Below are 26,845 nucleotides of genomic sequence, written 5' to 3' on the forward strand. Positions count from 1 at the left end.
AGAAAAGGCTATTTCAGCGTGCGTACGATTTCACGGTTCAGAAAATAAGCTGTAATAATGGTTGAAAACAGGTCTGCCAGCGGAAAACTCACCCAAACCCCTGTTTCGCCATAGAACTTCGGAAGTATAAGTACCAGCGGAATAAAGATGAATCCCTGCCTTGAAAGTGTGAGTAAAAATGCAGGGATCGCTTTACCGATCGCCTGGAAATAGGCCGCACCGATCAGCTGCAAAGCCACAATGGGCGTGGCAGCGAAAACCCAGCGCATGGCTGAAGGTGTTTCAGCAATAATTGTTTCATTTTGCGTAAAGATGCGGACGATATCTTCCGCGAAAAACATGATTCCGGCGAAAATGGCCAGTCCCAGTGTACAGGAATACAGGATCGCCAGATTAATACTTTTCCGTACCCGTTGATATTTTTCAGCTCCGTAATTAAACCCGGCAATTGGTAAAAAACCCTGGGTTACCCCGAGAACCGGGAACAAGGCGAACATCAGCATTCTGGCAATAATGGCATAAACGGTAATCGAAGTTTCGCCGCCCAGTTTGAAAAGAATGTTGTTCATCAATAAGTAAACAATACTCACTACCGCCTGCCGCGCAAGCGTTACTGCGCCGAGCGAACCAATTTCTTTTAGAATTGGCACATCCAGCCTGAAGTGAGTCCTGGAAATTCTTAATTCCGATTTACCCGAAAGAAAAAACCAGAGGATATAAGCGAAGCAGCAAAGGTAAGAAGCAGTGGTAGCCCAGGCTGCTCCTGCCATTCCCCAATTGAGCTGATTGATCAATATATAATCCAGAATAAGATTTCCAACCGAAGGAATGATCATCGCGATCATGGCAAATCTCGGTTTTCCTTCTGCACGAATTACCGTGTTGCCCATCATACAAAGCGCCAGAAATGGAACTCCATAGAGTACTACCGTGTAATAGATCTTTGCGGGATCAAAGATATCGCCCTTCCCTCCAAATGTTGGAATGATGGAATCCATAAAGATCAGTCCGGGAACAACCATCCCGATAGTCAGAATGAGCGTGAGCGTGATCTGGTTTCCGAAAGTTTTGAGGGCCTTCAGCTTGTCATTCGCACCAAGGGCGCGGGAAATGATCGAAGAACCTCCGATTCCGATCGCCATCCCGAGTGCGGCAATAAAAAAGGAAACCGGCAGAACAACATTGATCGCTGCAATAGCGATCGGGCCGATCCAGTTTCCAACAAAAATAGTATCGATAAGAATGTTCAGCGACATGACCAGGATCCCGATGGATGCCGGGACCGCCTGACCAATCAGTAGTTTACTGATGGGTTTCTGGCCTAATTCAGCTGACTCCTTGCGCTGCATCAGGCTTCAACAGGCTTTTGGTGAGCCCATTCATCAATCCACCTGGCCAATACCTTCACCCATTCTTCGCGATCATTCAAACAAGGCACCACGGTAAATTCTTTTCCGCCAACTTCATGAAAGATCTCTTCCCCTTCCATCGCGATCTCCTCTAAAGTTTCCAGGCAATCTGAAACGAAAGCCGGAGTTACGATCGCCAGCTTTTTCATTCCCTGGTTTCCGAAGCGTTCGATCGTACGATCGGTATATGGTTTTAGCCACGGATCAAATCCTAATCTGGACTGAAAACTAACGCTGAAAGTATTTGGTTTAAGCCCTAAATATTCTGCAACCAGGCGCGTGGTCTCAAAACACTGGTGACGATAACAGAACTGGTGTGCCGTAGAAGCTGTCTGGCAACAACTGCCATCTATCTTGCAATGAGAATTGGTGATGTCGCTTTTACGAATATGTCTTTCCGGAACACCGTGATAGGAAAACAGTAAATGCTCATAATCCACACCTTCCAGTCTTTCAGAAATACTATTTGCAAGAGTTCTGATATAATCTGGATGATTATAAAAGGCCGGAACACTGGTGAAATTCATCTTCGGAAAATACTTTTGGCGTAATTCTTCAGCCAAAACCAGAATCGTTTCCGTAGTGGCCATGGCGAATTGCGGGTAAAGCGGAAAAATAAGAACTTCATCAACTCCTTTTTCTTCCAGTTCTTTTAAACCGTCATAAATCGATGGCGTCCCATAACGCATTGCCAGCGCGATCGGCACAGAAGTAATATTGTCAATTTTATCCTGAAGTCTTTCTGAAAGCACAATAAGAGGAGAGCCTTCTTCCCACCAGATCTTGCTGTAAGCTTCAGCTGATTTCTTCGGGCGGGTATTCAGAATAATTCCTTTAACCAGTAAGGTTCGGGCCCATAAAGGAACGTCGATCACACGCTCGTCCATCAGGAATTCTCCCAGATATTTCTTTACGTCTTTAGGATCGGTACTCTCTGGAGAACCCAGATTGACCAGCAGCACACCTTTACTCATAATTTTTCTTTTTCAACACAAAAATAAAATTCCTGCTCCGCAAAAACGCAGCAAGTAAATCAGCCTTTTCTATTGTTTGATAGTCGGTTTTTCACCCATTGCGAAAAGCATCGCATTTTCAAGGTGTTTCCTGAAAAGTGGTTCGGAATACGCTTCATCGGTATGGCCACCACCGGTATAAAAAGCGATGCCTCCAAAACCGGTTTCCTGGTACCAGGCGGTTGGATGAAATTTGCCATTTTTCCCGCCTTCATACGAACTTTCATTCAGCTGAAGCAGTACGGTTAAATTGTCCTGGATGTCTTTATAATTGTACCACTCATCTGTTCTTTTCCACTTTTTCGGAAGAAAGGAAACCAACGGGCTATCCGAAACCACATCGACCTCTGCCTCCTGGATATGCGGATGACTTTCGAAATAAGCGCCGACCAGTTTTCCGTAGAAAGGCCAGTCATATTCAGTATCTGCTGCGGCGTGGATACCAAAATAATTTCCGCCGTTTTCAATATACTGTTGAAAATTTCCCTGCTCCAAATCGTTTAAAACATCACCGGTCGTATTCAGGAAAATGATGAGATCATAATCCAGTGTATTCTGAAAAATATCAGAAACACTGGTGGTATCTACCTGAAAATCGTGCTCCCGCGCAATCTCGCTCAGAGCGGCGACACCGGTAGGTATCGAATTATGGTGATAGCCGGCAGTTTCAGAAAATATCAGCACTTTTTTCTGTGCAAAGGTCGAAAGGGAAAGGAGCATAAAAATGCCCATTATGGCAATGTTCTTCATATTAATTGATTGAAAGAATATACTTTTTTGGAGTGGTTCCAAATTTTTTCTTGAAACCTGCAATAAAATGGCTCGCCGTGCTGTAACCCACTTTTAACCCCACTTCGTTCACATTATATTCACCAGACTCCAGCAATTTTCGTGCGTACTCCATTTTATAATCGAAAAGAAAGCTGTAAACCGAGTCGCCATAGATTTGCTTGAAACCTTCTTTCAGTTTTTTGAGACTCAGCCCAATTTCATCTGAAAGCTCCTGAAGCGATGGCGGTTCGGCCATTCTCGAGATCACAATATCCTTGGCCCTGCGGATTTTTTTGATGTTTTCCTCATCGCTTAAAAACGGGCACTGCTCCACATCGGGATTTTCCGATTTATTGAAATAGAGGCTCAAAAGCTCAAAAGCCTTGGCATGAAAATACAAATTTTTGATGCTCGGCGTCAGGTTGAAATTCATGATCTGATTGAGCACCACCGCCATCGATGGGGTGATCGCCGCATCGCGATAATATTTCTTATCCTTATTTTCCGCGCTCAAAAAAGTAATATAATCGGCTTCCTGAGAGAACAGCGAATGGAATTTTTTAATGGAGATCACCAGGGAAACCAGCCAGGATTCTGCAGCCAGGGTAACGTTCAGCGGGAGATCGCGCTGCGGGTTATACAGCAGCAGCGAATTTTCTTCTGCCAGCGGAAGTTCGTAGGAATTATTATTGAACAGGAACTTGCTGTGCCCTTTTACATTGAAGTGAAACTGAATGTAGTTGTTGTCTATCGCCCTGGACATGAGCTTACTGTCTCCGGTATCGTTCTGAAACTTCAGTATAAAAAAACCTTCTTCAACTTTAATTTCCTCAGAAATACTTACAGCGTTATTTTTTTCCCGGGTTTCCATCTTTCAGAATTTATGTTTATTTAGAATCAATCTAAACAATAAGCCTGAAAACAGCTATGTTTACTACAAATGTAACGTATTTGACTAATTTTGCCCTTCAAAAGATGATAATTATCATCTATCGACATATTTAGTACCTGCAGCGTTATTTTTTAAATAAGCATTCCGTTAATTTTGCCAGCGAATCTCCTGAATCATTTATGGAAGGAACTCAAAATTCGAAAGGAAAACATTTTTACATCATTGGCCTGAGCTACAAAAAGGCCGATGCCCATATAAGAGGTCACTTCAGCCTGGACGAGCAAGCAAAGGAACGTTTGCTGGAACAGGCCAAAGAGGAAGGGATCGATGCTATTCTCGTTACTTCAACCTGCAACCGTACTGAAATTTACGGTTTTGCCCAACACCCTTTTCAACTGATCAAGTTGCTGTGCGAACATACACACGGTACGGTCGAAGAATTTGAGAAAGTGGCTTATGTATACAAAAACAAGCAGGCTGTTTCTCATCTGTTCCGTGTAGGAACCGGGCTGGACAGTCAGATTCTTGGTGACTTTGAAATTATCAGTCAGCTGAAGATCGCATTTGTGCGTTCCAAAAACCTGGGACTGGTAAATGCCTATCTGGAAAGACTGATCAACGCGGTGATTCAGGCGAGCAAAAGGATCAAAAACGAGACGGAGATCTCCAGTGGAGCTACTTCCGTTTCTTTTGCTTCGGTACAGTACATCCTCAATACCATCGAAAAAGTTTCTGAAAAGAACATTTTGCTCTTCGGAACCGGGAAAATTGGTAGAAACACCTGTGAGAATCTCGTCAAACATACGCGCAACAACCATATTACCCTCATCAACCGCACCAAGGATAAAGCGGAAAAGATCGCAGGGAAATTCAATTTGATCGTTAAAGATTATGCCGACCTTCAGGCTGAAATTCGCAATGCCGATATCCTGATTGTCGCAACTGGCGCTCAAAATCCCACTATTTCCAAAGAGTTGATCTATTCCAAAAAACAATTACTGATCCTCGATCTATCCATCCCTAAGAATGTGGCCGAAGACGTGACCGAACTGGAAAATGTGCAGCTCGTGCATCTGGACCATCTGTCCCAGATGACTGATGAAACGCTCGAGCGCCGCAAACAATTCATTCCACAGGCTGAAAAGATCATCGTAGAGATCGAAGGGGAATTCAACCAGTGGCTGGAAACCCGCAAATTTGCACCAACAATCAAGGCACTGAAGAAAAAATTGCGATCGATGAAAGATGCGGAAATGGATTTTCAGCGCAAAAAGATCGCCGATTTCAATGATGAACATGCCGAAATCGTGACCAACCGCATGATCCAGAAAATCATGAAACACTTCGCCAATCACCTCAAGGAAGACGCTGCTTCTACTGATGAAAGCCTGGAACTGATCCAGAAAGTGTTTCAGCTTGAAGAAGTACACCAATGAGCAAAGTGATCAGAATTGGAACCCGCGACAGCGAACTCGCGTTGTGGCAGGCCAAAACCGTACAACGAGCACTGGAACATACCGGTCACCAAACCGAGCTTGTTCCGGTAAAATCTACCGGCGACCTCAACCTGGACCAACCGCTTTATGAAATGGGAATTACCGGGATTTTCACCAAAACCCTGGACGTGGCCATGATCAAAGGCGAGGTAGACATCGCGGTGCATTCCATGAAAGATGTGCCTACAGCCTTGCCAAAAGGCATAGTGGAAGGAGCGGTGATGAAAAGAGCGAATACCCTGGATATTCTGGTGCATAAGGGCACCGATTTTCTGGAAACTGAAGGTATGATCGCAACCGGAAGCCTACGCCGTAAGGCACAGTGGCTGCATCGTTACCCAAAACACCGGGTCACCGATCTTCGCGGAAATGTGAACACCAGGCTTCAGAAACTACAGGATAATGACTGGAACGGGGCGATATTTGCGGCTGCCGGACTCGAACGCATCGAAGTTTTACCAGAAAACCATATCAACCTCAACTGGATGCTTCCCGCGCCAGCACAAGGCGCGATGCTCATCGTGGCGATGGAAAATGACGATTATTGCAGAAAGGCACTTGCTGCCCTGAACCATGAAGCCTCTCAAGTATGCGTGCATATTGAACGGCAATTTTTGCGGACCCTCGAAGGCGGCTGTACCGCGCCGATTGGTGCGCTGGCAGAAATAGTAGACGGAAATGTACATTTTCGCGGTGCGCTATTCAGCCTGGACGGAAAGCAGAAATTCGAAACCGAAAAGATCCTGCCCCTGGGAGCGCATGCCGAAATAGGTAAAAATGCCGCTATCGAGCTGCTGGAAAACGGTGGAAAGGAACTGATGCAGGAACTTCGGAAGATTTTAAATACATAAAATGGTTCGCATCCTGTCTACCAAAAAGCTCGAACGAAATCAGGAAGAATTACTCCTGAATGCCGGCCTGAGCCTGGTACAGTATGACGCGATCAGGATCGAAATGAGCGAGTTCAAAATTCCGCAGCAGCCCATAGAAAATGCTGTTTTCACCAGTAAAAATGCCGTAAAAGCCATTCTGCAGAAAGCGGTTGAAATACAAAATGCTTTTTGCGTGGGAGATAAAACGGCCGCCTTGCTGGAGGAACAGGGCATTTCAGTGAAAGTGAAAGCCCAGGATGCTTCAGAATTAGCAATGAAAATTACCACTGATTTTTCCGAAGTAAATTTTATCTTTTTCTGCGGAAATAAACGCCGGGACGAACTGCCGGAAACATTGAAAAAGCATCGTGTCAAAATAGACGAAATCGAGGTATACCGCACAAGCTTGCAGGCGATGGAATTTCCGCAGCCATTTGACGGGATCCTGTTTTTCAGCCCCAGTGGTGTACAGAGCTACCACCTACAAAACCAGATGCAGGGAACTGCTTTTTGCATTGGCGAAACCACTGCTTCCGAAGCCCGGAAACATACCAAAAATATCGTGGTCGCCGCCAGGCCCGGCATCGAAAACCTCATCGCAAAAGCGGTGAATCATTTTAGAAAAGAAACACATCAGTAATGATCGAAAATGACCTTTTATTAAGAGCCCTTCGCGGCGAAAGCGTGGAAAGACCACCGGTATGGATGATGAGACAGGCAGGAAGATACCTGCCAGATTTCATGAAACTGAAAGAAAAATACGATTTCTTCACCCGTTGCCGTACCCCGGAACTCGCCACTGAAATCACCGTAATGCCCATCAGGCAGGTTGGTCCGGATGCCGCCATACTTTTCAGTGACATCCTGGTCGTACCACAGGCGATGGGTATTCATATCGAAATGCAACCCGGAAAAGGCCCCGTGGTGCCGCAACCCATCAATACTCCGGAAAAAGTGGAGCAGGTCATTGTGCCAGATGTTCAGGAAGAGCTGGACTATGTATACCAGGCTATTAAATTCACCAAGCAGGAACTTAATGGAGAAGTGCCGCTTATCGGTTTTGCCGGTTCACCCTGGACGATCCTCTGCTACCTGGTTCAGGGCCATGGTTCCAAAACGTTTGATAAAGCCAAGAAATTCTGCTTTATGGAACCAATTGCGGCTCACCGTTTACTGCAAAAAATTACTGATACCACGATCGCCTACCTTAAGGAAAAAGTAAAAGCCGGTGTAGATGCCGTTCAGCTTTTTGATTCCTGGGGCGGTTTACTGGAACCGAAAGATTACCAGGAATTTTCGTGGAAATACATGCAGCAGATCATCAACGCACTGAAAAACGAAGTCCCGGTGATCGCCTACGGAAAAGGTTGCTGGTTCGCATTGAAACAAATGTCCCAGAGCGGTGCGGCTGCACTGGGTGTAGACTGGACCTGCGAAGCCAGAAACGCACGTTATCTCAGCGGTGGAAACATCACCTTACAGGGGAATTTTGACCCGGCCAGGCTGTATTCCAAGCCAATTGAAATTCGCCATATGGTGCACCAGATGATCAACGAATTCGGAAAAGATCGCTATATCGCAAACTTGGGCCACGGAATTCTTCCGGATATCCCGGTAGACAATGCACGGGCTTTCGTGGATGCCGTAAAAGAATATCGTTCCTAAAAATTCAGAAATATGCTCAGTAAAGGTTTCAGAGACGAAGAAAATGAAAAAGCAGGACAGGTTTTAACCGGCTTGCTGGAAGAGAATTTTGAACCCGATCTGTGGCGGAAACAGCAACGTGAAAAGGTGAGCAAGATCCTGGAAGAACTCTCTGGAATTGGCATTTCTGAACTATATGACATTTCTCCTGATGTCTTGCTGCTGAAGTTGCAGGAACAGGAATTTACCGCTGCGCAATATGAGCAACTTGGTGACCTGCTTTTCAATATTTCCAGGGTCGAGCCGGAACACCACCTGGAATTATCGGCTCACGCGGTTGCACTTTACGAACATTCGCAGATTCAAAGCAAAACCTTTTCTTTCAGTCTTATTGAAAAAATAAATTCCGCAAAAAACGCTTAAAATGAAAGAACAATTTCAGAAATATATCGAGAATTTGCAGGACCAGATCACTTCCCGGCTGGAGGAGATCGACGGAAAAGCAAAATTTCACGAAGATATCTGGAAACGGGAAGAAGGCGGCGGCGGAAGAACGCGTGTCATTGAAAACGGAGCTGTCTTTGAAAAAGGTGGCGTGAATATTTCTGCCGTACACGGGCCGCTTGCCCCCGCCATGCAGCAATATTTTAAAGTAGGCGATGTAGATTTTTTCGCCTGCGGCCTCAGTCTCGTGATACACCCTAAAAACCCCATGGTGCCTACGGTTCACGCAAACTGGAGATATTTCGAGATGTACGACAAGAATGGTGAGATCGTGGATCAGTGGTTTGGTGGCGGTCAGGATTTGACGCCTTACTACCTTTTTGAGGAAGATGCCCGGCATTTTCACAAGGTCTCAAAGACTGCCTGTGACAGGCACGGGATCACGCTCTACCCGGAATATAAAAAGAAATGCGATGAATACTTCTGGAACAGCCATCGTGAAGAAGCCCGTGGAATTGGCGGACTGTTCTTCGATTACCTGAAGCCTAATACACTGAAATCGGCTGCTGACTGGTATGATTTCGTAACCGAAGTTGGTAATTCTTTTCTGGAAGCTTATGTACCAATCGTGGAAAAGAGAAAAGCCCTGGATTATTCCGAAGAAAACAGGGAATGGCAGGAAATTCGTCGCGGCCGTTATGTGGAATTCAACCTGGTTCATGACAAAGGCACGCTGTTCGGTTTAAAGACCAACGGCCGTATTGAAAGTATCCTGATGAGCCTGCCTCCACAGGTGCAGTGGCGATATGACCATCATCCCAAGCCGGGAAGCGAAGAAGAAAAATTGCTAAAAGTTTTAAAGCAGCCACGGGAGTGGATCATATAAAATTATAGAGATGTACCCATTACGCAGAAACCGCAGATTACGAACCAACGAATCCATACGATCTTTAGTAAGAGAAACCGTGATTTCTCCGAACGATTTTATCGTGCCGTTATTCGTGGTGGAAGGAAAAAATGTCAAGGAAGAGATCGGTTCGATGCCGGGATATTTCCGGTTAAGCCTGGATCTTTTGGAAAAAGAAGTCAAAGAATTGTGGAATTTGGGACTGAAATCGGTTCTGCTCTTCGTGAAAGTTTCTGAAGAATTAAAAGATAATGCCGGGAAAGAGGCACTCAATCCGGAAGGTTTGATGCAGCGCTCGATCAAAACCGTGAAAAATGCGGTGCCTGAAATGATCGTTATGACCGATGTTGCCCTTGACCCATATTCCAAATTTGGACATGACGGGATTATTGCCGACGGAAAAGTCCTGAACGATGACACCACCGCCGTGCTTGCAGAAATGAGTCTTTCTCACGCCAAAGCCGGCGCTGATATTGTGGCTCCCAGCGATATGATGGATGGCAGGATATTCGAAATGAGAAGTCTTTTGGAAGACGAAGGTTTTCACGACACGGCAATTATGAGCTATAGCGCCAAATATGCTTCAGCGTTTTATGGACCTTTCCGGGATGCGCTGGACTCGGCTCCCGTTGATGCTGCTAATATTCCGAAGGACAAAAAAACGTACCAGATGGATCCTTCCAACCGGGAAGAAGCCATTCGCGAAACATTGATGGACATTGAAGAAGGAGCTGATATCGTAATGGTAAAACCGGGGCTGTGCTATCTCGATATTGTTCGTGACATTCGCAACGCGGTGAACATACCGGTAGCGGTTTACCAGGTAAGTGGCGAGTATGCCATGATCAAGGCCGCTGCCGAAAAAGGCTGGCTGGACCACGATGCCGTGATGCTGGAGCAACTCACCGCCATCAAGCGAGCGGGTGCAAATATGATCGCCAGTTATTTTGCCAAGGAAGCCGTAAAGCTTATTTCCTAAAAAAATAACGCAATTTTAGAAAGGCCGCATGGGCTTTCTGCGTACTTTTGAAGTGATGAAAAACTGGAAGCAATTTCTTGTTCCTATTGTTTTCCTGCAGCTGTTCCTGATCGCTGCGGGTTCCAGTTCTTTTGCCAGCAATCCCGGGCTGATCGCCAACAACCTTCAAAACGGTAAACAGTATAAGACCACTGGGACCCAGAAAATCTTCTTTTTCGAGGAGCCGGAAAGTTTTTCGCCCTCTCAAAATTTACCTGATAAGGAAGGCAGTAGTTTTCACAGCGGAATTGCCTCGCAAATCCCTGCGGAAATTCCCGGCATTTCACAGGCTGAAAAACTGCAAAACAACCGGCTGCCCGACAGAAAATCGGTTTTAAGCCGAAGCATTTTCCCTTTCCATTTCTTCTGGTAATTCTGAACTGAACTTCGGAAAAATCACTGCCTGAAACACCGCGTTTTCGGGCGGCAATCGTATATCATAAATTCAGAATAAAATGGATATTACCTCATTAATCATAGGATTGGGATTGTTCGTACTTTTCATGTTCCCGATCGTTTACGTACTTGTAAAACAAAATTCAAAAGAAAGAAAACAGGCAAAAGCCCTGAAAAAAATCGCAGCAGAAAATCAATTGGAGCTCGATGTGATCAACATCTATGGCAGCCTCGCGCTTGGCCTTGACACCCGCAACAAACGCCTGATCCGGATCGAGGAAGGCGCGCACGAAGCCACAGAAGTAATCGATCTTACCGCTGTTTCCAGTGTGAACCTCTCGAAAAAATCAGAGAACATGGTCATTAATAAAATAAAGAAAGACCGTATCCAGAAACTGAGCCTCGACCTTCAGAACGGGCAGCAACAGGTTTCGGAAATCATTTTCTACAGCGAGGAAGATGAAGACGACATCGATGCAGAGATCAGGCTGAACGATGCCAGAAAATGGGACGACCTGCTGAGAAAAGCCATGGTTTATTAAAAACCCTGGAATGTTAGAGGAAAGGTTTCTGCTAAACGCAGAAACCTTTTTTATTTTTCGGTTTTATCATTTCTTTTAAATAAAATGAGGTCAGATTCAATAAATTAGCCAGTCTAACCAATCAATCTATGGCCTTATTACTGGTATTTGCCGTACTGTCAATTTTCTTTTCTTTCATGTGCTCGATCCTGGAAGCAGCGTTGCTGAGCATTACCCCTTCTTTCATCAAGATCAAGAAAAAAGAAGGAAAAAAGTACGCGACCATTCTCGCCAATCTTAAAAAAGACATTGATAAACCTCTGATCGCTATTCTTACGGTGAACACTATCGCTCACACCGTAGGGGCTATTTTAGTTGGGGTGCAGGCCGAACAAACCTTCGGTTCCGGCGGTAACCAGGTCGGGATCGTTTCGGCGATTATGACTCTCGCCATTCTGGTACTTTCGGAAATCATCCCGAAAACCATTGGTGCGACCTACTGGAAATCACTGGGCAATTTTACCGCACGGAGTTTAAAGATCATGATCTTTCCGCTGAAATATACCGGTATCTTATGGCTGATGATGTTAACCACCAAGCTTATCGGGAAATCGGCCCACGTAAGCACGATGAGCCGGGAAGAGTTTGCCGCCATTACGGATGCTGCGGAAGAGGAAGGCGTTTTTGAAGAAAGTGAAAGCACGGTGATCAAGAACCTGCTCGTATTCAAATCAGTCGAAGCGAAAGACGTAATGACGCCATTTTCAGTCGCGATGACAGAAGATGAATCTACCACGCTTGAAGAATTCCATAAAACCCATCGCAACCTGAAGTTTTCGCGAGTGCCTGTTTACAAAGACAAATCCAACAATATTTCCGGGTTCATCCTTAAAGACGATGTGCTGGAAAAAATGATCGATGAACAGGGACAGCTACCCCTCAGCAGCATCAAAAGGGAAATTCTGGTCACCGAAGACAGCACGCCCATTCCGGAGCTTTTTGATATTTTTGTAGAGAAACGTGCGCATATTTCCATGATCGTGGACCAATACGGGAACACCACCGGAATTGTCACGATGGAAGATATTATTGAAACGCTCTTAGGACTTGAAATCATGGACGAGAGCGACAGCGTGGAAGATATGCAGGTGCTGGCCCGGAAAAGCTGGGAAAGACGCGCCAAACGCCTCGGACTCATTCAGCGGAAAGAGGAGCAGAAAATTGACAATTCAGAAGATTCTCTAGAAGAAAGTGAAGAAGATACGATTTAAGACCCCGCTCGGAATGGCCGAACTAACCGGCGATGAAAATGGTCTTGCCGCTGTGAAAATTTCTGAAGAAACCGAAGAATCACTGGAAATCCCTCCGGAACTGCAGAAAGCCGTCAAACAGCTTCAGCAGTATTTCGAGGGAAAACGCCAGCATTTCGATCTAAAATTGCAACCTAAAGGAACCGATTTTCAGCAGAAAGTCTGGAAAGAATTACTGAAGATTCCATTCGGGAACACCACCAGCTACCTGGAATTGAGCCGAAAACTTGGGGATGTGAAGGCCATCAGGGCGGTAGCCGCTGCCAATGGAAAAAATCCTTTATGGATCATTGTTCCCTGCCACCGGGTAATTGGCAGCGATGGAAGCCTGACGGGCTACGCGGGCGGACTGCATCGCAAAAAATGGCTACTGGATTTTGAAAATCCTCCGGCTCAACAAAGCCTTTTCTAAATTTCTGAAAATGTTGAAAAAACTAACCAGGTTTCTATTGTTGTTCACGGGTTTTTTGCTTCTCGCCAGTTTCCTGTTGTATATTTTCGGGTATTCCTACCTCTTCAAGGCGATTGGAACGGTTTATTTTACCGGTCACACCACGGCATTTATCGATGATTACCCGTACTTCGAAAATCACCTGATTGAAAATGCCGATTCGGTTCAACCCTGGGAAATTGCCGATAATTACAATAAGACAGAAGCCACCAAAACCCTGGACAGCCTGAATGAGAAGCTGGGTACCGCGGCATTCCTGATCATCAAGAATGACCGTATCGTTTTCGAAAAATACTACCAGGACTACGGAAAACTTTCCAGGACCAATTCCTTTTCCATGGCAAAAAGCATTGTGACAGCACTGATGTTCAAAGCCATCCAGGACGGATATTTGAGGAATATTCAGCAACCGGTATCCGACTTTTTTCCGCAATTTGATCCAAGACTCAGCCTGGGCGATCTTTCTTCAATGTCATCAGGACTGAACTGGAACGAAAATTATTACAATCCCTTTGCTTCCACCGCACGCTCTTACTTCGGCGAAAACAACCGCGAACAGATCCTTGAACTACAAGTAACTGAAACGCCCGGAAAAGAATTTAAATACCTCAGCGGAAATACCGAATTACTCGGGATGGTGATCGAAAAAGCAACAGGAATGAGCCTGAGTGAATACCTCAGCAAAAGCTTCTGGAAACCCATGGGCATGAACGATGATGCTCTCTGGCAGATAGACAGCAGGAAGAGCAACTTGGAAAAAGCCTATTGTTGTATTGCCAGCAACGCCAGGAATTTTGCCAAATTTGGCAGGCTTTTCGAAAATTACGGCGACTGGAACGGGACCCAACTTCTCGACTCTTCTTATGTGGCGCTGGCTTCCAGGCCTAGATTTGAAAAAAGCCCTTATTACGGCTACGGCTTCTGGCTTAGCAATTACCGCAATAAAGAGATCTTTTACATGCGTGGTGTTCTTGGGCAGTATGTGATCATCATTCCGGAAGACCATCTTATCATCACCCGGCTGGGGCAGAAATTCATTCGCAAAACCGGTGATGACAAACACTACAAAGACTTTTATATGTATATTGATGAGGCCTATAAAATGATCGAAGATGCTGCACAAAATCAATCTTGAAAACATCCTTTTCCTGGATATAGAAACCGTTCCTGAATTTTCCAGTTACGAAGAAATGGACGAGCAGAAACAGCTTTTATGGGATGAGAAATCGAAATACCAGCGAAAAGAGGAGTTTACTCCGGAAGAATTTTACGAACGTGCGGGGATTTGGTCTGAATTCGGAAAAATCATTTGCATTTCCGTAGGTTTTTTTAGTTTCCGGAATGGCAGCCGAAACTTCCGGGTGACCAGTTTCAAAGGCGAAGAAGAAAAGCTGCTGCGCGATTTCACGGCGCTACTCGAAGAATATTTTTTTCAGCCATATCACCTGCTTTGCGCACATAACGGGAAAGAATTTGATTTTCCGTATATCGCCCGGAGAATGCTTATTCATAATATGCGTCTTCCTTCGAAGCTGAACCTCTTCGGAAAAAAACCCTGGGAAGTGCCACATCTGGATACCATGGAGCTATGGAAATTTGGAGATTTTAAACATTATACTTCCCTGAAGCTGCTCACTCATGTGCTGGGCATTCCTTCCCCAAAGGAGGATATTGACGGGTCGATGGTCCGCGAAGTTTTTTATAAGGAAAAGGATATTGACAGGATCGTGGAATATTGCGAAAGAGACGTGGTAGCGATCGCCCAGGTCATTCTCAAACTGCGCCAGGAAAATCTTTTAAGCGATACCGAGATTACTTCCATAGAATAAAAAAAGCCGGATTTTCATCCGGCTTCTGTACTCATCAATTCAGCAATTATTTCTTGATGAATTTCTTGACAATTTCCTTCTGCCCGTCACTGAAACGAACAATGTAAGTTCCGGGAGTGAGCTGCGAAACATCGATGGATTTTCCAAGTACACCCTGCGAAACCTGGAAACCAACCGCATTGAAAATGGCATAATTCAGGCTTCTGTCTTCTGGAGCACCAACGTTCAATCGGTTACCGCTCACCACGGGATTCGGGAACAGTCGAACATCAAAAACACTCGTCTCATTCCCCATTTCCTGGGCGTTCAGAGCTTTTGAACTTCCGGCGAAGGCTGCAGCGGCCTGCCCCACGACCACCGTATAATCTTCCACTTCTCCATAAGAGAAAGTTTCGCAGGCGGTTTGAGAAGCGTTATATTTCATTGAAACGCGCATTCTGGTTGCTCCCGCTACTGCGGTTGTAGGAACGCTGAAACTTGCCGAAAGCGTTCCGCTGCTGGAAGAAGAACCGCTTACCACCGCTTCAGAAGTTTCAAAAACCCCGTTCTGGTTGTAATCGATCCAGATTTTCCAGTATTCGGTATAAGAAGAACTGGCAAAACCGGCGCTGATATAAATGGTGTTCGAACCATAAGGCAGGCTGGCGCTCATCGCCGTGTTGTCCTTATAGCCACCATCATTTCCGGAAGCATTGTTCAAACCGTTAAGCTGCACCAGGTCAATCCATTCATAGCTGGAATCGGAACCTTTAGAGCTACAGTAGGAAAGGCTATTTTCATCAGTTGTAACGGAAACCGTATTCGATTTGGCCGACTCGTTCCCGGCATCATCAGTGGCCTTGACGTAAAAACTGTAAGTCGTGCTGGCAGAAAGCCCGCTAACCGAATAACTGGTAGCAGTAGTCGTTGCCAGGAAACTTCCATTTTGATACACATCGTAACCGGTAACGCCCACATTATCTGAAGAAGCATTCCAGGAAAGGGAAGTCGAATTCTGCGTGGTTCCACTGGCCGTGAGGCTGGAAGGCGCTGTTGGGGCCTGAGTATCGGCAGCTCCAGACTGGATATTTACCGTATAATCTTCGACTTCACCATAAGAGAATGATTCACATTGCGTAGGAATCCCGTTATATTTCATGGAAACGCGCATTCTGGTCTCACCGCTTTTTGCTCCGGAAGGAACCGTGAAACTTCCTGAAACCGGCGTGGTCTTCGAAGCTGCTTTGCTCCATACCAATTCTCCGGAATCTCCGAAATCACCATTCTGGTTGTAATCGATCCACACCGCGTATCCTTCGCTGTAGGTGGTGCCAGTCCAGGTTGGTGTGATCGTGATCGTATTGGCACTTCCTTTGGAAAGATTGGTGGAGACCGAAGTAAAATCAGTATACCCACCGGAAGCCGAAGAAGTATTGTCGATAGCACCTAGTTGGACTCTTCCAATATACTCGTCTGCAACGCTGTTACCTTTAGAAGCGCAATAGCTAATCTCCCCGTAGGCTGCGCCCACACCAACTGCATAAAACGCATTGGTTACGGCAATTTCTTCTGCGGAACCTTCTCCGTAAAGGTCGATCGCACTCTGAATTCCGTAGGTACGGGCATTTGCATAAGTTGAATTAGCCGAAAGGTACACGCTTTCCAGCCTGTAAGCGATCGCAGCCGATTTATCGATCCCTATTCCGCTTACATTATATGAATTTCCAAGGTCGTTGGTGCCGTTCTTACCCACCGTAAGGATATAGAACCAGTGGTTCAAAACCCCGCTATTGGTATGCACGCCACAATAATCATTGGCATCTGTAGGGGTACAATTGGCATTTACCCAATAAGTCCCGCCATAAGTATCCGGCTGACCTTCAGCATTCGGGTCGCTCATCGATCGCAACGCCGCATGACCGGAACGTCTCTCGATATCCTCACCTATCAGCCAGGTAGACTTTGTAGGATCAGCATAATACTCGATACAGGCTCCCCAGATATCGGAAAAACCTTCATTCATCGCTCCTGATTCCTTTTGATAAGCAAGGTCAGCAGTATAAGTACACACCGCGTGACCAATTTCGTGCCCGGCCACATCGATAGAGGTTAGAATGTCAAAGTACGTACCGCTACCGTCACCATAAGTCATCACACTACCGTTCCAGTAAGCGTTGTCATAAGCCGTGTCATAATGAACATAACTTTTGATTTTCGCACCCTGGTTGTCAAAACTGTTTCGACCGTGTACGGCAGACCAGTAATCATAGGTCTTTTCCGCGCCCCAGTGAGCGTCCAGCGCCCCGTTATCTTTAGCAGAATTATCAAATTCCGCAGCGGTCCAGTTATTATCATTATCGGTAAAGTTCACCGCGCTGTTATAGTTGGTTCCCGTATTCATATCGTAGGTCTGGATTCCATTCCCTCGAGTATTATCTGAAAGAATGTAGGAGGAACCGCTTAAAGAAGTCTGAATATTTCTGGAACCACTATAACGTGTCGCTGCCGTCCCAGTTGCCAATGCAGCGCTTGCGGCAGTCTTGGTAAGACTATTTCCGGACTTTGAAGTATGACTGTATTTTCCTACATGCTTTATAATGGCATCGTAGAGTAAAATTTGCCCATTCTGAGCATCTACATACATATTCCCGCGACTAACGGGATTGGTTGCATAAATGTCAAATTTCCAGGCGAGTCGAACTTCTTCCTTTCGCTTTTTGGATTCAGTTTCCTGAAATTGCAGCGTAGGTAACAGTACGAGTTCTCCTTCCGGTTTCTGGTAACCAATTTCAGCAGCGCTTTGTGGATCTTCCCAGAGATATTCTTGAGCACCGATCTTCCGAAGGGCATTTCTAAAAGCTACTTGTTTTGGGATTCCGGGTTTGGTATCCACGTCTTCGATACGATAAAATTCCCCGCTCATCGAACGAAGTGCACCAGATTGGGAATGCAGCGTATACGTGGCATACTCCACTTTTATACCGTCATATTGCAACTGGTATTTTTCATGAGTAAACCCCGCCTTGTCGGTTTCGGTTTTTACTTTTGAAAAGCGGGAACGGTCGTTGAGATGCAACTGTTCGCTGAAGATTTTTGAATGCTCACTGGCATTGGTTTTCGCGTCTTGTTTAAAAACGATCAGTGTGGGTTTTCCCCGTTCATCGTTGATCCGTTTTTTAACATCTTTGTCTGAATTTTGCGCCTGACTTGTGAACGCAAATAGAGATAATCCCGCATATAATGCGGAATTGAGAAGTAATTTTTTCTTCACGTGATTAGGTTTAGGTTAATAGATCGCCGGAATGTAAAAAAATTAAAGCGTCTATTAAAATTTTAACGCTTTTAATCGATAAATTTTAACCTTTCACCTGATTTACCAGAAGATACTTCAACAAAAAACCCGAAAATCATTTTTCGGGTTGTACCAATATATTCGGTTTTATTTAAACCAGGTCCATTTCCGGAATTTCACCTTCTATCAGTAAAGTTCCTTCGGTAGCAGCCTGAATTTCTTCCACGCTCACTCCAGGAGCTCTTTCAATTAATTTGAAACCTTCAGCGGTAACTTCCAGCACTGCCAGATTAGTGACGATCTTCGTCACGCAGCCCACACCGGTAAGGGGAAGGCTACATTTTTTCAGCAATTTCGATTCTCCGGCTTTATTGGTATGCATCATCGCCACGATAATATTTTCCGCGGAAGCGACCAGATCCATAGCGCCCCCCATACCCTTCACCATCTTGCCAGGGATTTTCCAGTTGGCGATATCCCCATTTTCAGCAACTTCCATAGCGCCCAGAATGGTGAGATCTACATGTTTTCCACGAATCATCCCAAAACTCATCGCCGAATCAAAATAGCTGGCACCTGGCAGAGCGGTAATGGTTTGTTTTCCTGCATTGATGAGGTCAGCATCTTCTTCGCCCTCTACCGGGAAAGGCCCCATTCCAAGGATCCCGTTTTCACTCTGGAATTCCACCTGAATATCATCCCTTACAAAATTGGCGACCAGGGTAGGTATCCCAATCCCAAGGTTCACATAATATCCATCCCTGACTTCCCGTGCGATGCGCTGCGCGATTCCGTTTTTATCTAGTGCCATCTTATGCTTTTTGTCTTACAGTTCGTTGTTCAATTCTCTTTTCATAATTCGCTCCCTGAAAAATTCGTTGCACGAAAATCCCCGGAATATGAATCTGATTCGGGTCGAGTTCACCAGGCTCCACAAGTTCTTCCACCTCAGCCACGGTAATCTTCGCCGCACCGCACATCACCGGGTTAAAGTTTCTCGCCGTTCCTTTGAAAATCAGGTTTCCTGCCCTGTCGCCTTTCCAGGCTTTCACAAAGGCGAAATCAGCTTTAAAAGCTTCTTCCAAAACATACATTTTGCCATCAAACTCCCGGGTTTCCTTGTTCATGGCTACCTCTGTTCCATAGCCCGCCGGTGTATAGATCGCCGGAAAGCCTTGTTGCGCGGCCTGGCATCTTGCAGCCAGCGTCCCCTGCGGAATCAGTTCCACTTCGAGTTCCCCGCTTAGCATTTGTTTTTCGAAAATCTCGTTTTCCCCAACATAGGAAGAGATCATCTTATCAATTTGTTTCTTATGAAGCAGCAAACCCAACCCAAAGTCGTCGACCCCGGCATTATTCGAAATACAGGTAAGATTCTTTATATTCAGCCGCTTGAGTTCGGCTATGGAATTTTCAGGAATACCACAAAGGCCGAAACCTCCCAGCATGAATGTCATGCCATCTTTCACGCCCTGCAATGCCTCCTGAACATTTTCAACAGTTTTCGTAATCATTCTTTCAGATTTTTACCCGAAAATACGAAAAACTGAAGCCAGCTGCAATGAGAATGCAGCTGGTTATTATATTTTATTCAGTAATTTCTGTTAAAACTGAAAATTCATTAAAAATCGAGCTCATCTGGAATGTCTGACTGAGATTCCTGTTTTTTGCCATATTCCGAGCAATTGATCTCGATACTTAGATTTTCAGGACGTTCAAATTCACCTTTGGAAACATTCAGGTCTTCATCGGCATACACGTCTTTCATATACATTCCCCAGATAGGCAATGCCATGGTCGCTCCCTGGCCATAGGTTACGGTTGGGAAATGCACCGAACGGTCTTCACCTCCTACCCAAACACCCGTGGCAAGATCTGGCACCATCCCGATGAACCACCCGTCACTCTGGTTTTGAGTGGTACCGGTTTTACCGGCAATGGGATTTGTAAAGTCATAAGGATAACCGGTTACGGCACGCTTGTAATCGATGCGTTCTCCAGCCCATTTTCCTCGTAACCGAACCCCAGATCCAGACTGAGTAACTCCTTCCAGCAGGTTTACGGTCACATAGGCCGCTTCTTTACTCAAGACATCCTTGGTCACCGGAGTATTTTGATACAAAATGGTTCCATTCTTGTCTTCGATCCTGTTGATCACCACCGGTTTGATATAAACCCCCTGGTTCGCGAAGGTACTGAAGGCAGAAACCATTTCGTACAGGCTGATATCCGCCACACCCAGCGCGATTGCCGGCACCGCAGGAATTTCAGATACATCGATACCCAGTTTTTCAGCCAGATCGATCACCGGCTGCGGGCCTGTCTTATCGATAAGCCTGGCGGTCACGGTATTGATGGACTGAGCCAACGCCTGCTTTAGCGTGACCATCCCGTCATAATCGCTATTCCCGGCATTTTTCGGGGTCCAGTCTTTCAGGTTCCCGAACTTACCGGCTTCAATCGTGAATCGGCTCTTAGGCATGGTATCGCATGGAGAAAATTTCAGCTGATCGATGGCCGTGGCATAAACAAAAGGTTTAAAGGTAGAACCCACCTGTCTTTTTCCCTGTTTAACATGGTCGTATTTGAAATGCTTGAAATTGGTTCCTCCAACCCAGGCTTTTACTTCCCCGGTTTGTGGTACCATAGACATCATTCCTGCCTGCAAAAAGGCTTTATAATATTTGATCGAATCTCTTGGAGTCATCGTGGTATCGATATCTCCCTTCCAGCTGAAAATTCGCATTTCGCGGGGTTTTTCGAAGGAGGCGATAATAGCTTCTTCTGATTTTCCTTCCGCTTTCATCGTATACCACCTGTCTGACCGGCGCATCGCCTGCCTGATCAAGCCCTCTTCTTCGTCTTTATCGATATCTCTAAACGGTGCGGTAGGGTTACTTTCATTTTGCCTGTCAAATTCCTTCTGAAGGTGTGCGATGTGTTTGTGTACCGCATCTTCCGCATAAGACTGCATTTTAGAATCGATCGTGGTGTAAATCTTGAGTCCGTCGCGGTACAGGCTGTATTTGGAGCCATCAGGCTTCGGGTTGTTCTCGATCCAGTCTTTCATGAATCCCTGAAGATAGGCTCGGAAATAAGTAGCCATGCCCTCGTCGTGACCTTCCGGAGTGAAATCGATCTTCATTGGCAGCTTCTTCAGCGAATCCATTTCGGTTTCTGAAATATACCCGTTGCGGGCCATTTGTTCAAAAACCACATTCCGGCGGTCTTCCACCAGATCTGGCCTTCTCACCGGGTTGTAAAGCGCAGCATTTTTCAGCATTCCAACCAGTACCGCCGATTCCTGAATATTCAGGTCTTTGGCCTCTTTCCCGAAGTAGATCTTCGCTGCGGAACGAATCCCAACGGCCTGGTACACGAAATCGTATTTATTGAAGTACATGGTGATGATCTCTTCCTTCGTGTACTGTCGCTCCAGCCTGGTCGCGATCACCCATTCTTTAACCTTCTGAAAAACCCGCTCCAGGAAACTGTCTGAAACATTCTCGGTGAACAGCTGTTTGGCCAACTGCTGCGTGATGGTACTTGCACCACCGCGCTGACCCAGAAAAACCGCCGCTCGCAGCGTCCCTCGCGCATCGATTCCGGCATGCTTGTAAAAACGCTCGTCTTCAGTAGCCACCAGCGCCTGAACCAGGTGTTCCGGGAGATCTTCGTATTTGATCGGCGTCCGGTTCTCGTTATAATACTTCCCGATGGTTTCCCCATCTGCGGAAAGCACCTCGGTTGCGAGGTTGGTTTCCGGATTTTCCAGCTCTTCAAAAGTGGGCATTTTCCCGAAAGCACCCCATCCTGCCAGTAGGAAAATAAGAATACCTATCAGCACTCCTATTCCAAAGATCGTCCAGAACCCAATAATATATCTTGAATTGCTCTGTGTCTTGGCTTGTTTCTTCTTCGTCGCGGCCATTATTTAGTTATTAGTAGTAGCTTTTTCAATTCTAAAACCTACATCGGTGATGCCCTTCAGCTCCTCGATGCCAGTTGTTTCCCCGTTTTTACGCATAGCCTGCTGAATATCAATCGTGTATTCACCGGCCTCATCAAAGCGCACATTTTCCTTGTACCAGAGTTTGCTCTCCTTCACATCGCCAAAACCGGTTCCCAGCCATTCGCCATCAGGTTTGGCCATTTCGTATTCCAACGTGTCAGTGATCACTTTTCCTTCTGGAAAATGCATTCTCGTAATAAGGAACAGGTTGCTGTAAGCGTAGCGATTATCGTTCCTGATATTCAGAAATAAATTATACTGTTTCGTGGTGTCAATATCCTCGATCTTAAAACTTACCAGGGAATCTTTGTGCCAGTTCCCAACCGACTCATACGCATCATAAACCCTCTTTTTGTCGCAGGAAATCAAAAGCACCAGTGACAAAATAAGCAGCGATCCCTTGCAAAGCTTATGCATTCTTAGATTTTGAAGTATTGTTGTTCTTCCGCTTTCTTCTTTTCTTGTTCTTATTGCTGCTGGTATTACGCCGCTTTTTCTTCGGTTTATCAAAACGTGTAAGACTATCCTGCCCCACTGTATTGTTGAAATCTGGGGTTCTTTCATCGTCCAGCTGCAATTCCACCTCGAATTCTTCCAGGCTGCCCACGGTTTCGCCTTTTTTGTTCTTGGCGATGATCTTGTTAGCCTGCTCCGGTGTTAACCGGTGCCAGTTCATCCATTCTCCTTCGTAGGCATACCAGAGCATATTTTTGAAAATATCCACCTTCTGGCAAACGCCTGTTCCTTTCTTGGTTTTTAACTTAACGTCAGATTTCGGAAAAGATTTTAAGGCCTCGAGATAAGTATCCAGTTCGTAGTTCAGGCAGCATTTCAGCTTCCCGCACTGACCCGCCAGTTTCTGGGGATTGAGCGATAATTGCTGGTATCGCGCTGCGGAAGTACTCACCGAACGAAAATCGGTTAACCAGGTCGAGCAACACAATTCCCTTCCACAGGAACCAATCCCGCCCAGTCTTGCGGCTTCCTGGCGAAGACCGATTTGGCGCATTTCGATTCGCGTACTGAATTCTCTTGCAAATTCTTTGATAAGCTGACGGAAATCTACCCGGTCATCAGCCGTGTAATAGAAAGTGGCTTTGGAACCATCTCCCTGGAACTCGATATCGCTGATCTTCATCTGAAGTTTCAGCCGGATCGCGATCTGCCTGGAACGCTGCTTGATCTTCTCTTCCCGCTCGCGGCATTCCTGCCAGACATCGATGTCTTTTTGCGAGGCTTTTCGGTAGATCTTCAGGATTTCGGCAGAATTGGGATCTTCCTTTTTCTTTTTCATCTGTACCCTCACCAGCTCTCCGGTAAGGCTTACCACTCCCACATCATGACCGGGACTGGCCTCCACGGCCACCACGTCACCAATGCTCAGGCTCAGGTTTTCAGAATTTTTAAAGAAATGTTTGCGGCCGTTCTTAAAACGCACCTCTACAAAGTCAAAAGGCTCAACGCCATTAGGAAGAGACATATTGGAAAGCCAGTCAAAAACCGACAATTTATTACATCCATCGGTACCACAGGTACCGTTGTTCTTACATCCTTTAGGCTGACCGTCTTTCCCGGTCGAGCATGTGCTGCAAGCCATAAGTTATATATCTTGAGAAAGCTGCCGGCGACCAGAAGACTCTTGATCCAGCCGACGCTTTCGCGGGTTCATAAAAATTTTCAAACGTAAATATACCAATATTAATTGGCAACGCCATTCGAGAAAATTCTACTGCTTAAATTTCAGAACCTCAGACCTGCCTTTTTTGAAAATCTTATTGCTGTTGTGCTTTCCGCGGCGAAGGGCTTTTTGTTCTTCGTAGGGTAAAGCGACGATTTCCTGGCATTCCGTAGAACAGCAATGATTCATTTTTTCAGCACATTCTTCACATTGGATAAACAACAGGTGACAGGCCTCGTTGGCACAGTTCACATGCGTATCACAGGGTTTTCCACACTGGTGGCAATGTGCGATGACATCTTCAGAAATCCGTTCAGCACGACGATGGTCAAAAACGAAATTCTTTCCAATGAACAGGTTGTCGAGTTGTTGTTGTTCTACCTGGCGGGCATATTCAATAATTCCGCCTTCCAGCTGGTAAACGTTCTTGAAGCCGCGATGTTTGTAATAGGCACTCGCTTTTTCACAGCGAATCCCACCGGTACAATACATGACCAGGTTTTTATCTTCTTTGTGTTCTTTGAGGTCTTCTTCAATAATAGGCAGCGAATCTCTAAAGGTATCCACATCTGGGGTTACCGCTCCTTTAAAATGGCCAATTTCGCTTTCGTAATGGTTTCGCATATCTACCAGGACCGTGTTGGGATCCTGAATTAGTTCGTTGAACCTGGCGGCATCCACATGAACTCCTTTATTGGTTACATCAAAGGTTTCATCGTTCAAACCGTCGGCCACAATTTTATCACGAACTTTCACCTTCAGTTTCAGGAACGATTTCAGGTCGTGTTCGATGGCAATATTCAGTCGAACTCCTTCCAGGAAATAAATCCCGTCGATGAAAGACTTGAATTCATTGAAACGTTTGGCGGGCACGGAAAGCTGGGCGTTGATCCCTTCGTGGGCAACATAGATCCTTCCAAGGACTTCCATCTGGTCCCAGGCCAAAAACAAATGATTTCTGAATAAATGCGGATTACCGATTTTTGCGTAGGCATAGAAAGAGAGCGTAAGCCTGTCTTCTCCGGCTTCCTCTAATAGCGCTTCTCTCTCTTTAGCGCTTAATTTATTGTACAGTTGCATGCTATACTAATATTTCAGTGTTAAAGAAAAATTTCGGCAAATATAGGTTTATTCTCAGTGAAATGAAAATCTGCTCCCGAAAGCTTTATATGCTGAAAATCAGCCTGAAAACAAGGCTCCCTGAAGGGAATCTTCCCACTGAAAATTTCCTTTATAAATTGTTCAAAAGCAGCCTGATATATTATTGTGATGATGAAAAAGTTATAGTATTTTAGCACACCTTAATCAGATTACAATTTTTAATTTCCGATATGAGCAACGATAAAGAAAAAGAAGCAAAATTAAAGGCTTTAAAGCTGACCCTTGATAAAATGGACAAGACTTACGGGAAAGGAACCGTAATGAAGATGAGCGATCAGGCTGTTGCTGATGTAGACGCCATTTCAACCGGGTCCCTTGGTCTTGACCTGGCACTGGGAGTAGGCGGTTACCCTAGAGGCCGTGTGATTGAGATCTACGGTCCTGAATCTTCGGGTAAAACAACACTTACCCTCCATGCTATTTCCGAAGCACAGAAAAAAGGTGGTATTGCCGCCTTTATTGATGCGGAACACGCGTTTGACCGTTTTTATGCAGAAAAACTGGATGTGGATATCGATAATTTGATCATCTCCCAGCCAGACAATGGGGAACAGGCACTGGAGATCGCCGATAACCTGATCCGTTCCGGAGCCATAGACATCATCGTGATCGACTCGGTTGCCGCATTGACACCAAAGAGTGAGATCGAAGGAGAAATGGGAGATTCTAAAATGGGTCTTCACGCGAGATTGATGTCACAGGCCTTGAGAAAATTAACCTCGTCGATCAGTAAAACCAACTGTACCGTGATTTTCATCAACCAGTTGCGGGAGAAGATCGGGGTGATGTTTGGGAACCCGGAAACCACTACCGGTGGTAACGCACTGAAATTCTACGCATCCGTAAGACTGGACATTAGAAGATCCACACAGATCAAGGACAGCAATAATGAAGTTACCGGTAACAAAACCCGTGTGAAGGTTGTTAAGAATAAGGTTGCGCCACCTTTCAAAACTGCTGAATTTGACATCATGTATGGTGAAGGAGTTTCAAAAATTGGAGAGATCATTGATATAGGTGTGGATTACGAGATCATCAAGAAAAGCGGTTCATGGTTCAGCTACGAAGACACCAAATTAGGCCAGGGTCGAGATGCCGTTAAAACGCTGCTGAAAGACAATCCTGATTTGATGGAAGAGCTGGAAACTAAAATCAAGGAAGCCATCAAAATCGCCAAACAATAAATCAAATCCCCGGAAGGGGATTTTTTTTGTGCGCTCACGCAACCTTTTTCATCCATTTGCATCTTAGCTATAAAAGAACCCTACAAATTTTTTGAAACGAGAGATGAAAAAGTATTTTTATTTGATTACCGCGATGCTGGTTTTGAGCAGCTGTTCATTAGATTCCAATTCCGAGCAGGCAGATAATATCGAGTATGAGATCGCGGAAATAACCGGAAATGATCTACCGGAATCTTTTAACTTTGGTGAACGCTACACCATCAATGTAGATTATCAGCTGGAGAGCGACTGTAGTATTTATGACGGGTTATATGCCAATTACGGCGGGGACTCGTCACAAGGAAGAAGGCAGGTGTATATTTCTGCTTTTGCCAAGGTTTCTACCTCATCATCCTGTGATGATACCGCACCTGGTGAAGAAGGAACAGATTCTTTGAACATTACCATTTCAGAGAGCGGCTCTTACACCTTCTACTTTCTTACAGGAGAAGTCGCAGGAGAACCAATTTATGATGAAGTCGTTGTACCTGTAAATGAACCAGGTACCGGCGCATAATTAAAAGAGG

26 protein-coding genes are annotated in these 26,845 nt (G+C 45.5%); 15 read left to right on the plus strand and 11 right to left on the minus strand.

The genetic code is table 11. The annotated features are described in order from the left end of the window. Positions 1-8: 8 nt before the first annotated feature. The 4 genes from GRFL_RS06460 to GRFL_RS06475 form a co-directional block, all read right to left on the minus strand. The gene (locus GRFL_RS06460; RefSeq protein ID WP_083643835.1) at positions 9-1,349 is read right to left on the minus strand and encodes an MATE family efflux transporter; all 1,341 of its coding nucleotides are present in this window, start codon (positions 1,347-1,349) and stop codon (positions 9-11) included. Continuing rightward, positions 1,349-2,383, minus strand: coding sequence for a ferrochelatase (gene hemH / locus GRFL_RS06465; RefSeq protein ID WP_083643836.1), 1,035 nt, complete (start codon positions 2,381-2,383; stop codon positions 1,349-1,351). Before hemH ends, GRFL_RS06460 begins: the two co-directional genes overlap by 1 nt. Positions 2,384-2,452: 69 nt before the next feature. After that, positions 2,453-3,172: a ThuA domain-containing protein gene (locus tag GRFL_RS06470; protein WP_083643837.1), complete on the minus strand. Its 720-nt coding sequence runs from the start codon at positions 3,170-3,172 to the stop codon at positions 2,453-2,455. A 1-nt stretch (position 3,173) separates the two neighbouring features. Further along, a complete protein-coding gene (locus tag GRFL_RS06475; protein ID WP_083643838.1) occupies positions 3,174-4,064 on the minus strand; it encodes an AraC family transcriptional regulator in 891 nt (296 codons plus the stop codon). A gap of 200 nt (positions 4,065-4,264) precedes the next feature. Here GRFL_RS06475 and hemA point away from each other — a divergent pair, with 200 nt between their 5' ends. The 13 genes from hemA (at position 4,265) to GRFL_RS06540 (ending at position 14,973) form a co-directional block, all read left to right on the plus strand. Then, positions 4,265-5,521, plus strand: a complete 1,257-nt coding sequence (hemA, locus tag GRFL_RS06480) for a glutamyl-tRNA reductase (RefSeq protein WP_083643839.1) — start codon at positions 4,265-4,267, stop codon at positions 5,519-5,521. Next, positions 5,518-6,432: a hydroxymethylbilane synthase gene (gene hemC, locus GRFL_RS06485; protein ID WP_083643840.1), complete on the plus strand. Its 915-nt coding sequence runs from the start codon at positions 5,518-5,520 to the stop codon at positions 6,430-6,432. The genes hemA and hemC overlap by 4 nt, the downstream gene beginning before the upstream one ends. 1 nt (position 6,433) lies before the next feature. Continuing rightward, positions 6,434-7,093 (plus strand): uroporphyrinogen-III synthase, encoded by a 660-nt coding sequence (locus GRFL_RS06490; RefSeq protein WP_083643841.1) that lies wholly within the window; start codon positions 6,434-6,436, stop codon positions 7,091-7,093. Next, positions 7,093-8,118, plus strand: a complete 1,026-nt coding sequence (hemE, locus tag GRFL_RS06495; protein ID WP_083643842.1) for a uroporphyrinogen decarboxylase — start codon at positions 7,093-7,095, stop codon at positions 8,116-8,118. The genes GRFL_RS06490 and hemE overlap by 1 nt, the downstream gene beginning before the upstream one ends. Positions 8,119-8,130: 12 nt before the next feature. Then, positions 8,131-8,520 (plus strand): hypothetical protein, encoded by a 390-nt coding sequence (locus tag GRFL_RS06500; protein ID WP_083643843.1) that lies wholly within the window; start codon positions 8,131-8,133, stop codon positions 8,518-8,520. A 1-nt stretch (position 8,521) separates the two neighbouring features. Then, a complete protein-coding gene (gene hemF / locus GRFL_RS06505) occupies positions 8,522-9,427 on the plus strand; it encodes an oxygen-dependent coproporphyrinogen oxidase (RefSeq protein WP_083643844.1) in 906 nt (301 codons plus the stop codon). A gap of 10 nt (positions 9,428-9,437) precedes the next feature. Continuing rightward, complete coding sequence (gene hemB, locus GRFL_RS06510) at positions 9,438-10,427, plus strand: porphobilinogen synthase (protein WP_083643845.1); 990 nt, start codon at positions 9,438-9,440, stop codon at positions 10,425-10,427. A 28-nt stretch (positions 10,428-10,455) separates the two neighbouring features. Beyond that, complete coding sequence (locus GRFL_RS06515) at positions 10,456-10,839, plus strand: hypothetical protein (protein ID WP_083643846.1); 384 nt, start codon at positions 10,456-10,458, stop codon at positions 10,837-10,839. 82 nt (positions 10,840-10,921) lie between these two features. Continuing rightward, the gene (locus tag GRFL_RS06520) at positions 10,922-11,404 is read left to right on the plus strand and encodes a hypothetical protein (RefSeq protein WP_139839189.1); all 483 of its coding nucleotides are present in this window, start codon (positions 10,922-10,924) and stop codon (positions 11,402-11,404) included. Positions 11,405-11,532: 128 nt separating this feature from the next. Further along, entirely contained in the window at positions 11,533-12,654 is a 1,122-nt protein-coding gene (locus GRFL_RS06525; protein WP_083643848.1) for a CNNM domain-containing protein, read from the plus strand. Next, positions 12,635-13,105, plus strand: a complete 471-nt coding sequence (locus tag GRFL_RS06530; protein ID WP_083643849.1) for a methylated-DNA--[protein]-cysteine S-methyltransferase — start codon at positions 12,635-12,637, stop codon at positions 13,103-13,105. Before GRFL_RS06525 ends, GRFL_RS06530 begins: the two co-directional genes overlap by 20 nt. 10 nt (positions 13,106-13,115) lie before the next feature. Beyond that, complete coding sequence (locus tag GRFL_RS06535) at positions 13,116-14,279, plus strand: serine hydrolase domain-containing protein (RefSeq protein WP_083643850.1); 1,164 nt, start codon at positions 13,116-13,118, stop codon at positions 14,277-14,279. Further along, positions 14,257-14,973, plus strand: a complete 717-nt coding sequence (locus GRFL_RS06540; RefSeq protein WP_083643851.1) for a 3'-5' exonuclease — start codon at positions 14,257-14,259, stop codon at positions 14,971-14,973. Before GRFL_RS06535 ends, GRFL_RS06540 begins: the two co-directional genes overlap by 23 nt. A gap of 46 nt (positions 14,974-15,019) precedes the next feature. Here GRFL_RS06540 and GRFL_RS06545 read toward each other — a convergent pair whose 3' ends face one another. The 7 genes from GRFL_RS06545 to trhO form a co-directional block, all read right to left on the minus strand. Continuing rightward, complete coding sequence (locus tag GRFL_RS06545; RefSeq protein WP_083643852.1) at positions 15,020-18,223, minus strand: M4 family metallopeptidase; 3,204 nt, start codon at positions 18,221-18,223, stop codon at positions 15,020-15,022. A gap of 172 nt (positions 18,224-18,395) precedes the next feature. Beyond that, positions 18,396-19,055, minus strand: coding sequence for a CoA transferase subunit B (locus tag GRFL_RS06550; protein ID WP_083643853.1), 660 nt, complete (start codon positions 19,053-19,055; stop codon positions 18,396-18,398). 1 nt (position 19,056) lies between these two features. After that, positions 19,057-19,758, minus strand: coding sequence for a CoA transferase subunit A (locus tag GRFL_RS06555; protein WP_083643854.1), 702 nt, complete (start codon positions 19,756-19,758; stop codon positions 19,057-19,059). 107 nt (positions 19,759-19,865) lie between these two features. Further along, complete coding sequence (locus GRFL_RS06560; protein WP_083643855.1) at positions 19,866-22,175, minus strand: penicillin-binding protein 1A; 2,310 nt, start codon at positions 22,173-22,175, stop codon at positions 19,866-19,868. A gap of 3 nt (positions 22,176-22,178) precedes the next feature. Then, entirely contained in the window at positions 22,179-22,673 is a 495-nt protein-coding gene (locus GRFL_RS06565; RefSeq protein WP_083643856.1) for a gliding motility lipoprotein GldH, read from the minus strand. Next, entirely contained in the window at positions 22,666-23,853 is a 1,188-nt protein-coding gene (locus GRFL_RS06570; RefSeq protein WP_083643857.1) for a PSP1 domain-containing protein, read from the minus strand. The genes GRFL_RS06565 and GRFL_RS06570 overlap by 8 nt, the downstream gene beginning before the upstream one ends. Before the next feature lie 129 nt (positions 23,854-23,982). Next, a complete protein-coding gene (trhO, locus tag GRFL_RS06575) occupies positions 23,983-25,014 on the minus strand; it encodes an oxygen-dependent tRNA uridine(34) hydroxylase TrhO (RefSeq protein ID WP_083643858.1) in 1,032 nt (343 codons plus the stop codon). A gap of 251 nt (positions 25,015-25,265) precedes the next feature. Here trhO and recA point away from each other — a divergent pair, with 251 nt between their 5' ends. Together recA and GRFL_RS06590 are read left to right on the plus strand one after the other, a co-directional pair. Beyond that, the gene (gene recA / locus GRFL_RS06585) at positions 25,266-26,279 is read left to right on the plus strand and encodes a recombinase RecA (protein ID WP_083643860.1); all 1,014 of its coding nucleotides are present in this window, start codon (positions 25,266-25,268) and stop codon (positions 26,277-26,279) included. Between the two features lie 103 nt (positions 26,280-26,382). Then, on the plus strand, positions 26,383-26,835 hold the full coding sequence (locus tag GRFL_RS06590) for a membrane lipoprotein lipid attachment site-containing protein (RefSeq protein WP_083643861.1): 453 nt from the start codon (positions 26,383-26,385) through the stop codon (positions 26,833-26,835). Positions 26,836-26,845: the final 10 nt, after the last annotated feature.

It is taken from the genome of Christiangramia flava JLT2011, from assembly GCF_001951155.1.
Taxonomy (GTDB): Bacteria; Bacteroidota; Bacteroidia; order Flavobacteriales; family Flavobacteriaceae; genus Christiangramia; species Christiangramia flava.

What these genes read in the sequence shown, in the direction of transcription:
- GRFL_RS06460 (WP_083643835.1), bottom strand. Translation starts at nt 1,349, where the DNA reads ATGCAGCGCAAGGAGTCAGCTGAATTAGGCCAGAAACCCATCAGTAAA.
- hemH (WP_083643836.1), bottom strand. Translation starts at nt 2,383, where the DNA reads ATGAGTAAAGGTGTGCTGCTGGTCAATCTGGGTTCTCCAGAGAGTACC.
- GRFL_RS06470 (WP_083643837.1), bottom strand. Translation starts at nt 3,172, where the DNA reads ATGAAGAACATTGCCATAATGGGCATTTTTATGCTCCTTTCCCTTTCG.
- GRFL_RS06475 (WP_083643838.1), bottom strand. Translation starts at nt 4,064, where the DNA reads ATGGAAACCCGGGAAAAAAATAACGCTGTAAGTATTTCTGAGGAAATT.
- hemA (WP_083643839.1), top strand. Translation starts at nt 4,265, where the DNA reads ATGGAAGGAACTCAAAATTCGAAAGGAAAACATTTTTACATCATTGGC.
- hemC (WP_083643840.1), top strand. Translation starts at nt 5,518, where the DNA reads ATGAGCAAAGTGATCAGAATTGGAACCCGCGACAGCGAACTCGCGTTG.
- GRFL_RS06490 (WP_083643841.1), top strand. Translation starts at nt 6,434, where the DNA reads ATGGTTCGCATCCTGTCTACCAAAAAGCTCGAACGAAATCAGGAAGAA.
- hemE (WP_083643842.1), top strand. Translation starts at nt 7,093, where the DNA reads ATGATCGAAAATGACCTTTTATTAAGAGCCCTTCGCGGCGAAAGCGTG.
- GRFL_RS06500 (WP_083643843.1), top strand. Translation starts at nt 8,131, where the DNA reads ATGCTCAGTAAAGGTTTCAGAGACGAAGAAAATGAAAAAGCAGGACAG.
- hemF (WP_083643844.1), top strand. Translation starts at nt 8,522, where the DNA reads ATGAAAGAACAATTTCAGAAATATATCGAGAATTTGCAGGACCAGATC.
- hemB (WP_083643845.1), top strand. Translation starts at nt 9,438, where the DNA reads ATGTACCCATTACGCAGAAACCGCAGATTACGAACCAACGAATCCATA.
- GRFL_RS06515 (WP_083643846.1), top strand. Translation starts at nt 10,456, where the DNA reads ATGGGCTTTCTGCGTACTTTTGAAGTGATGAAAAACTGGAAGCAATTT.
- GRFL_RS06520 (WP_139839189.1), top strand. Translation starts at nt 10,922, where the DNA reads ATGGATATTACCTCATTAATCATAGGATTGGGATTGTTCGTACTTTTC.
- GRFL_RS06525 (WP_083643848.1), top strand. Translation starts at nt 11,533, where the DNA reads ATGGCCTTATTACTGGTATTTGCCGTACTGTCAATTTTCTTTTCTTTC.
- GRFL_RS06535 (WP_083643850.1), top strand. Translation starts at nt 13,116, where the DNA reads ATGTTGAAAAAACTAACCAGGTTTCTATTGTTGTTCACGGGTTTTTTG.
- GRFL_RS06540 (WP_083643851.1), top strand. Translation starts at nt 14,257, where the DNA reads ATGCTGCACAAAATCAATCTTGAAAACATCCTTTTCCTGGATATAGAA.
- GRFL_RS06550 (WP_083643853.1), bottom strand. Translation starts at nt 19,055, where the DNA reads ATGGCACTAGATAAAAACGGAATCGCGCAGCGCATCGCACGGGAAGTC.
- GRFL_RS06555 (WP_083643854.1), bottom strand. Translation starts at nt 19,758, where the DNA reads ATGATTACGAAAACTGTTGAAAATGTTCAGGAGGCATTGCAGGGCGTG.
- GRFL_RS06560 (WP_083643855.1), bottom strand. Translation starts at nt 22,175, where the DNA reads ATGGCCGCGACGAAGAAGAAACAAGCCAAGACACAGAGCAATTCAAGA.
- GRFL_RS06565 (WP_083643856.1), bottom strand. Translation starts at nt 22,673, where the DNA reads ATGCATAAGCTTTGCAAGGGATCGCTGCTTATTTTGTCACTGGTGCTT.
- GRFL_RS06570 (WP_083643857.1), bottom strand. Translation starts at nt 23,853, where the DNA reads ATGGCTTGCAGCACATGCTCGACCGGGAAAGACGGTCAGCCTAAAGGA.
- trhO (WP_083643858.1), bottom strand. Translation starts at nt 25,014, where the DNA reads ATGCAACTGTACAATAAATTAAGCGCTAAAGAGAGAGAAGCGCTATTA.
- recA (WP_083643860.1), top strand. Translation starts at nt 25,266, where the DNA reads ATGAGCAACGATAAAGAAAAAGAAGCAAAATTAAAGGCTTTAAAGCTG.
- GRFL_RS06590 (WP_083643861.1), top strand. Translation starts at nt 26,383, where the DNA reads ATGAAAAAGTATTTTTATTTGATTACCGCGATGCTGGTTTTGAGCAGC.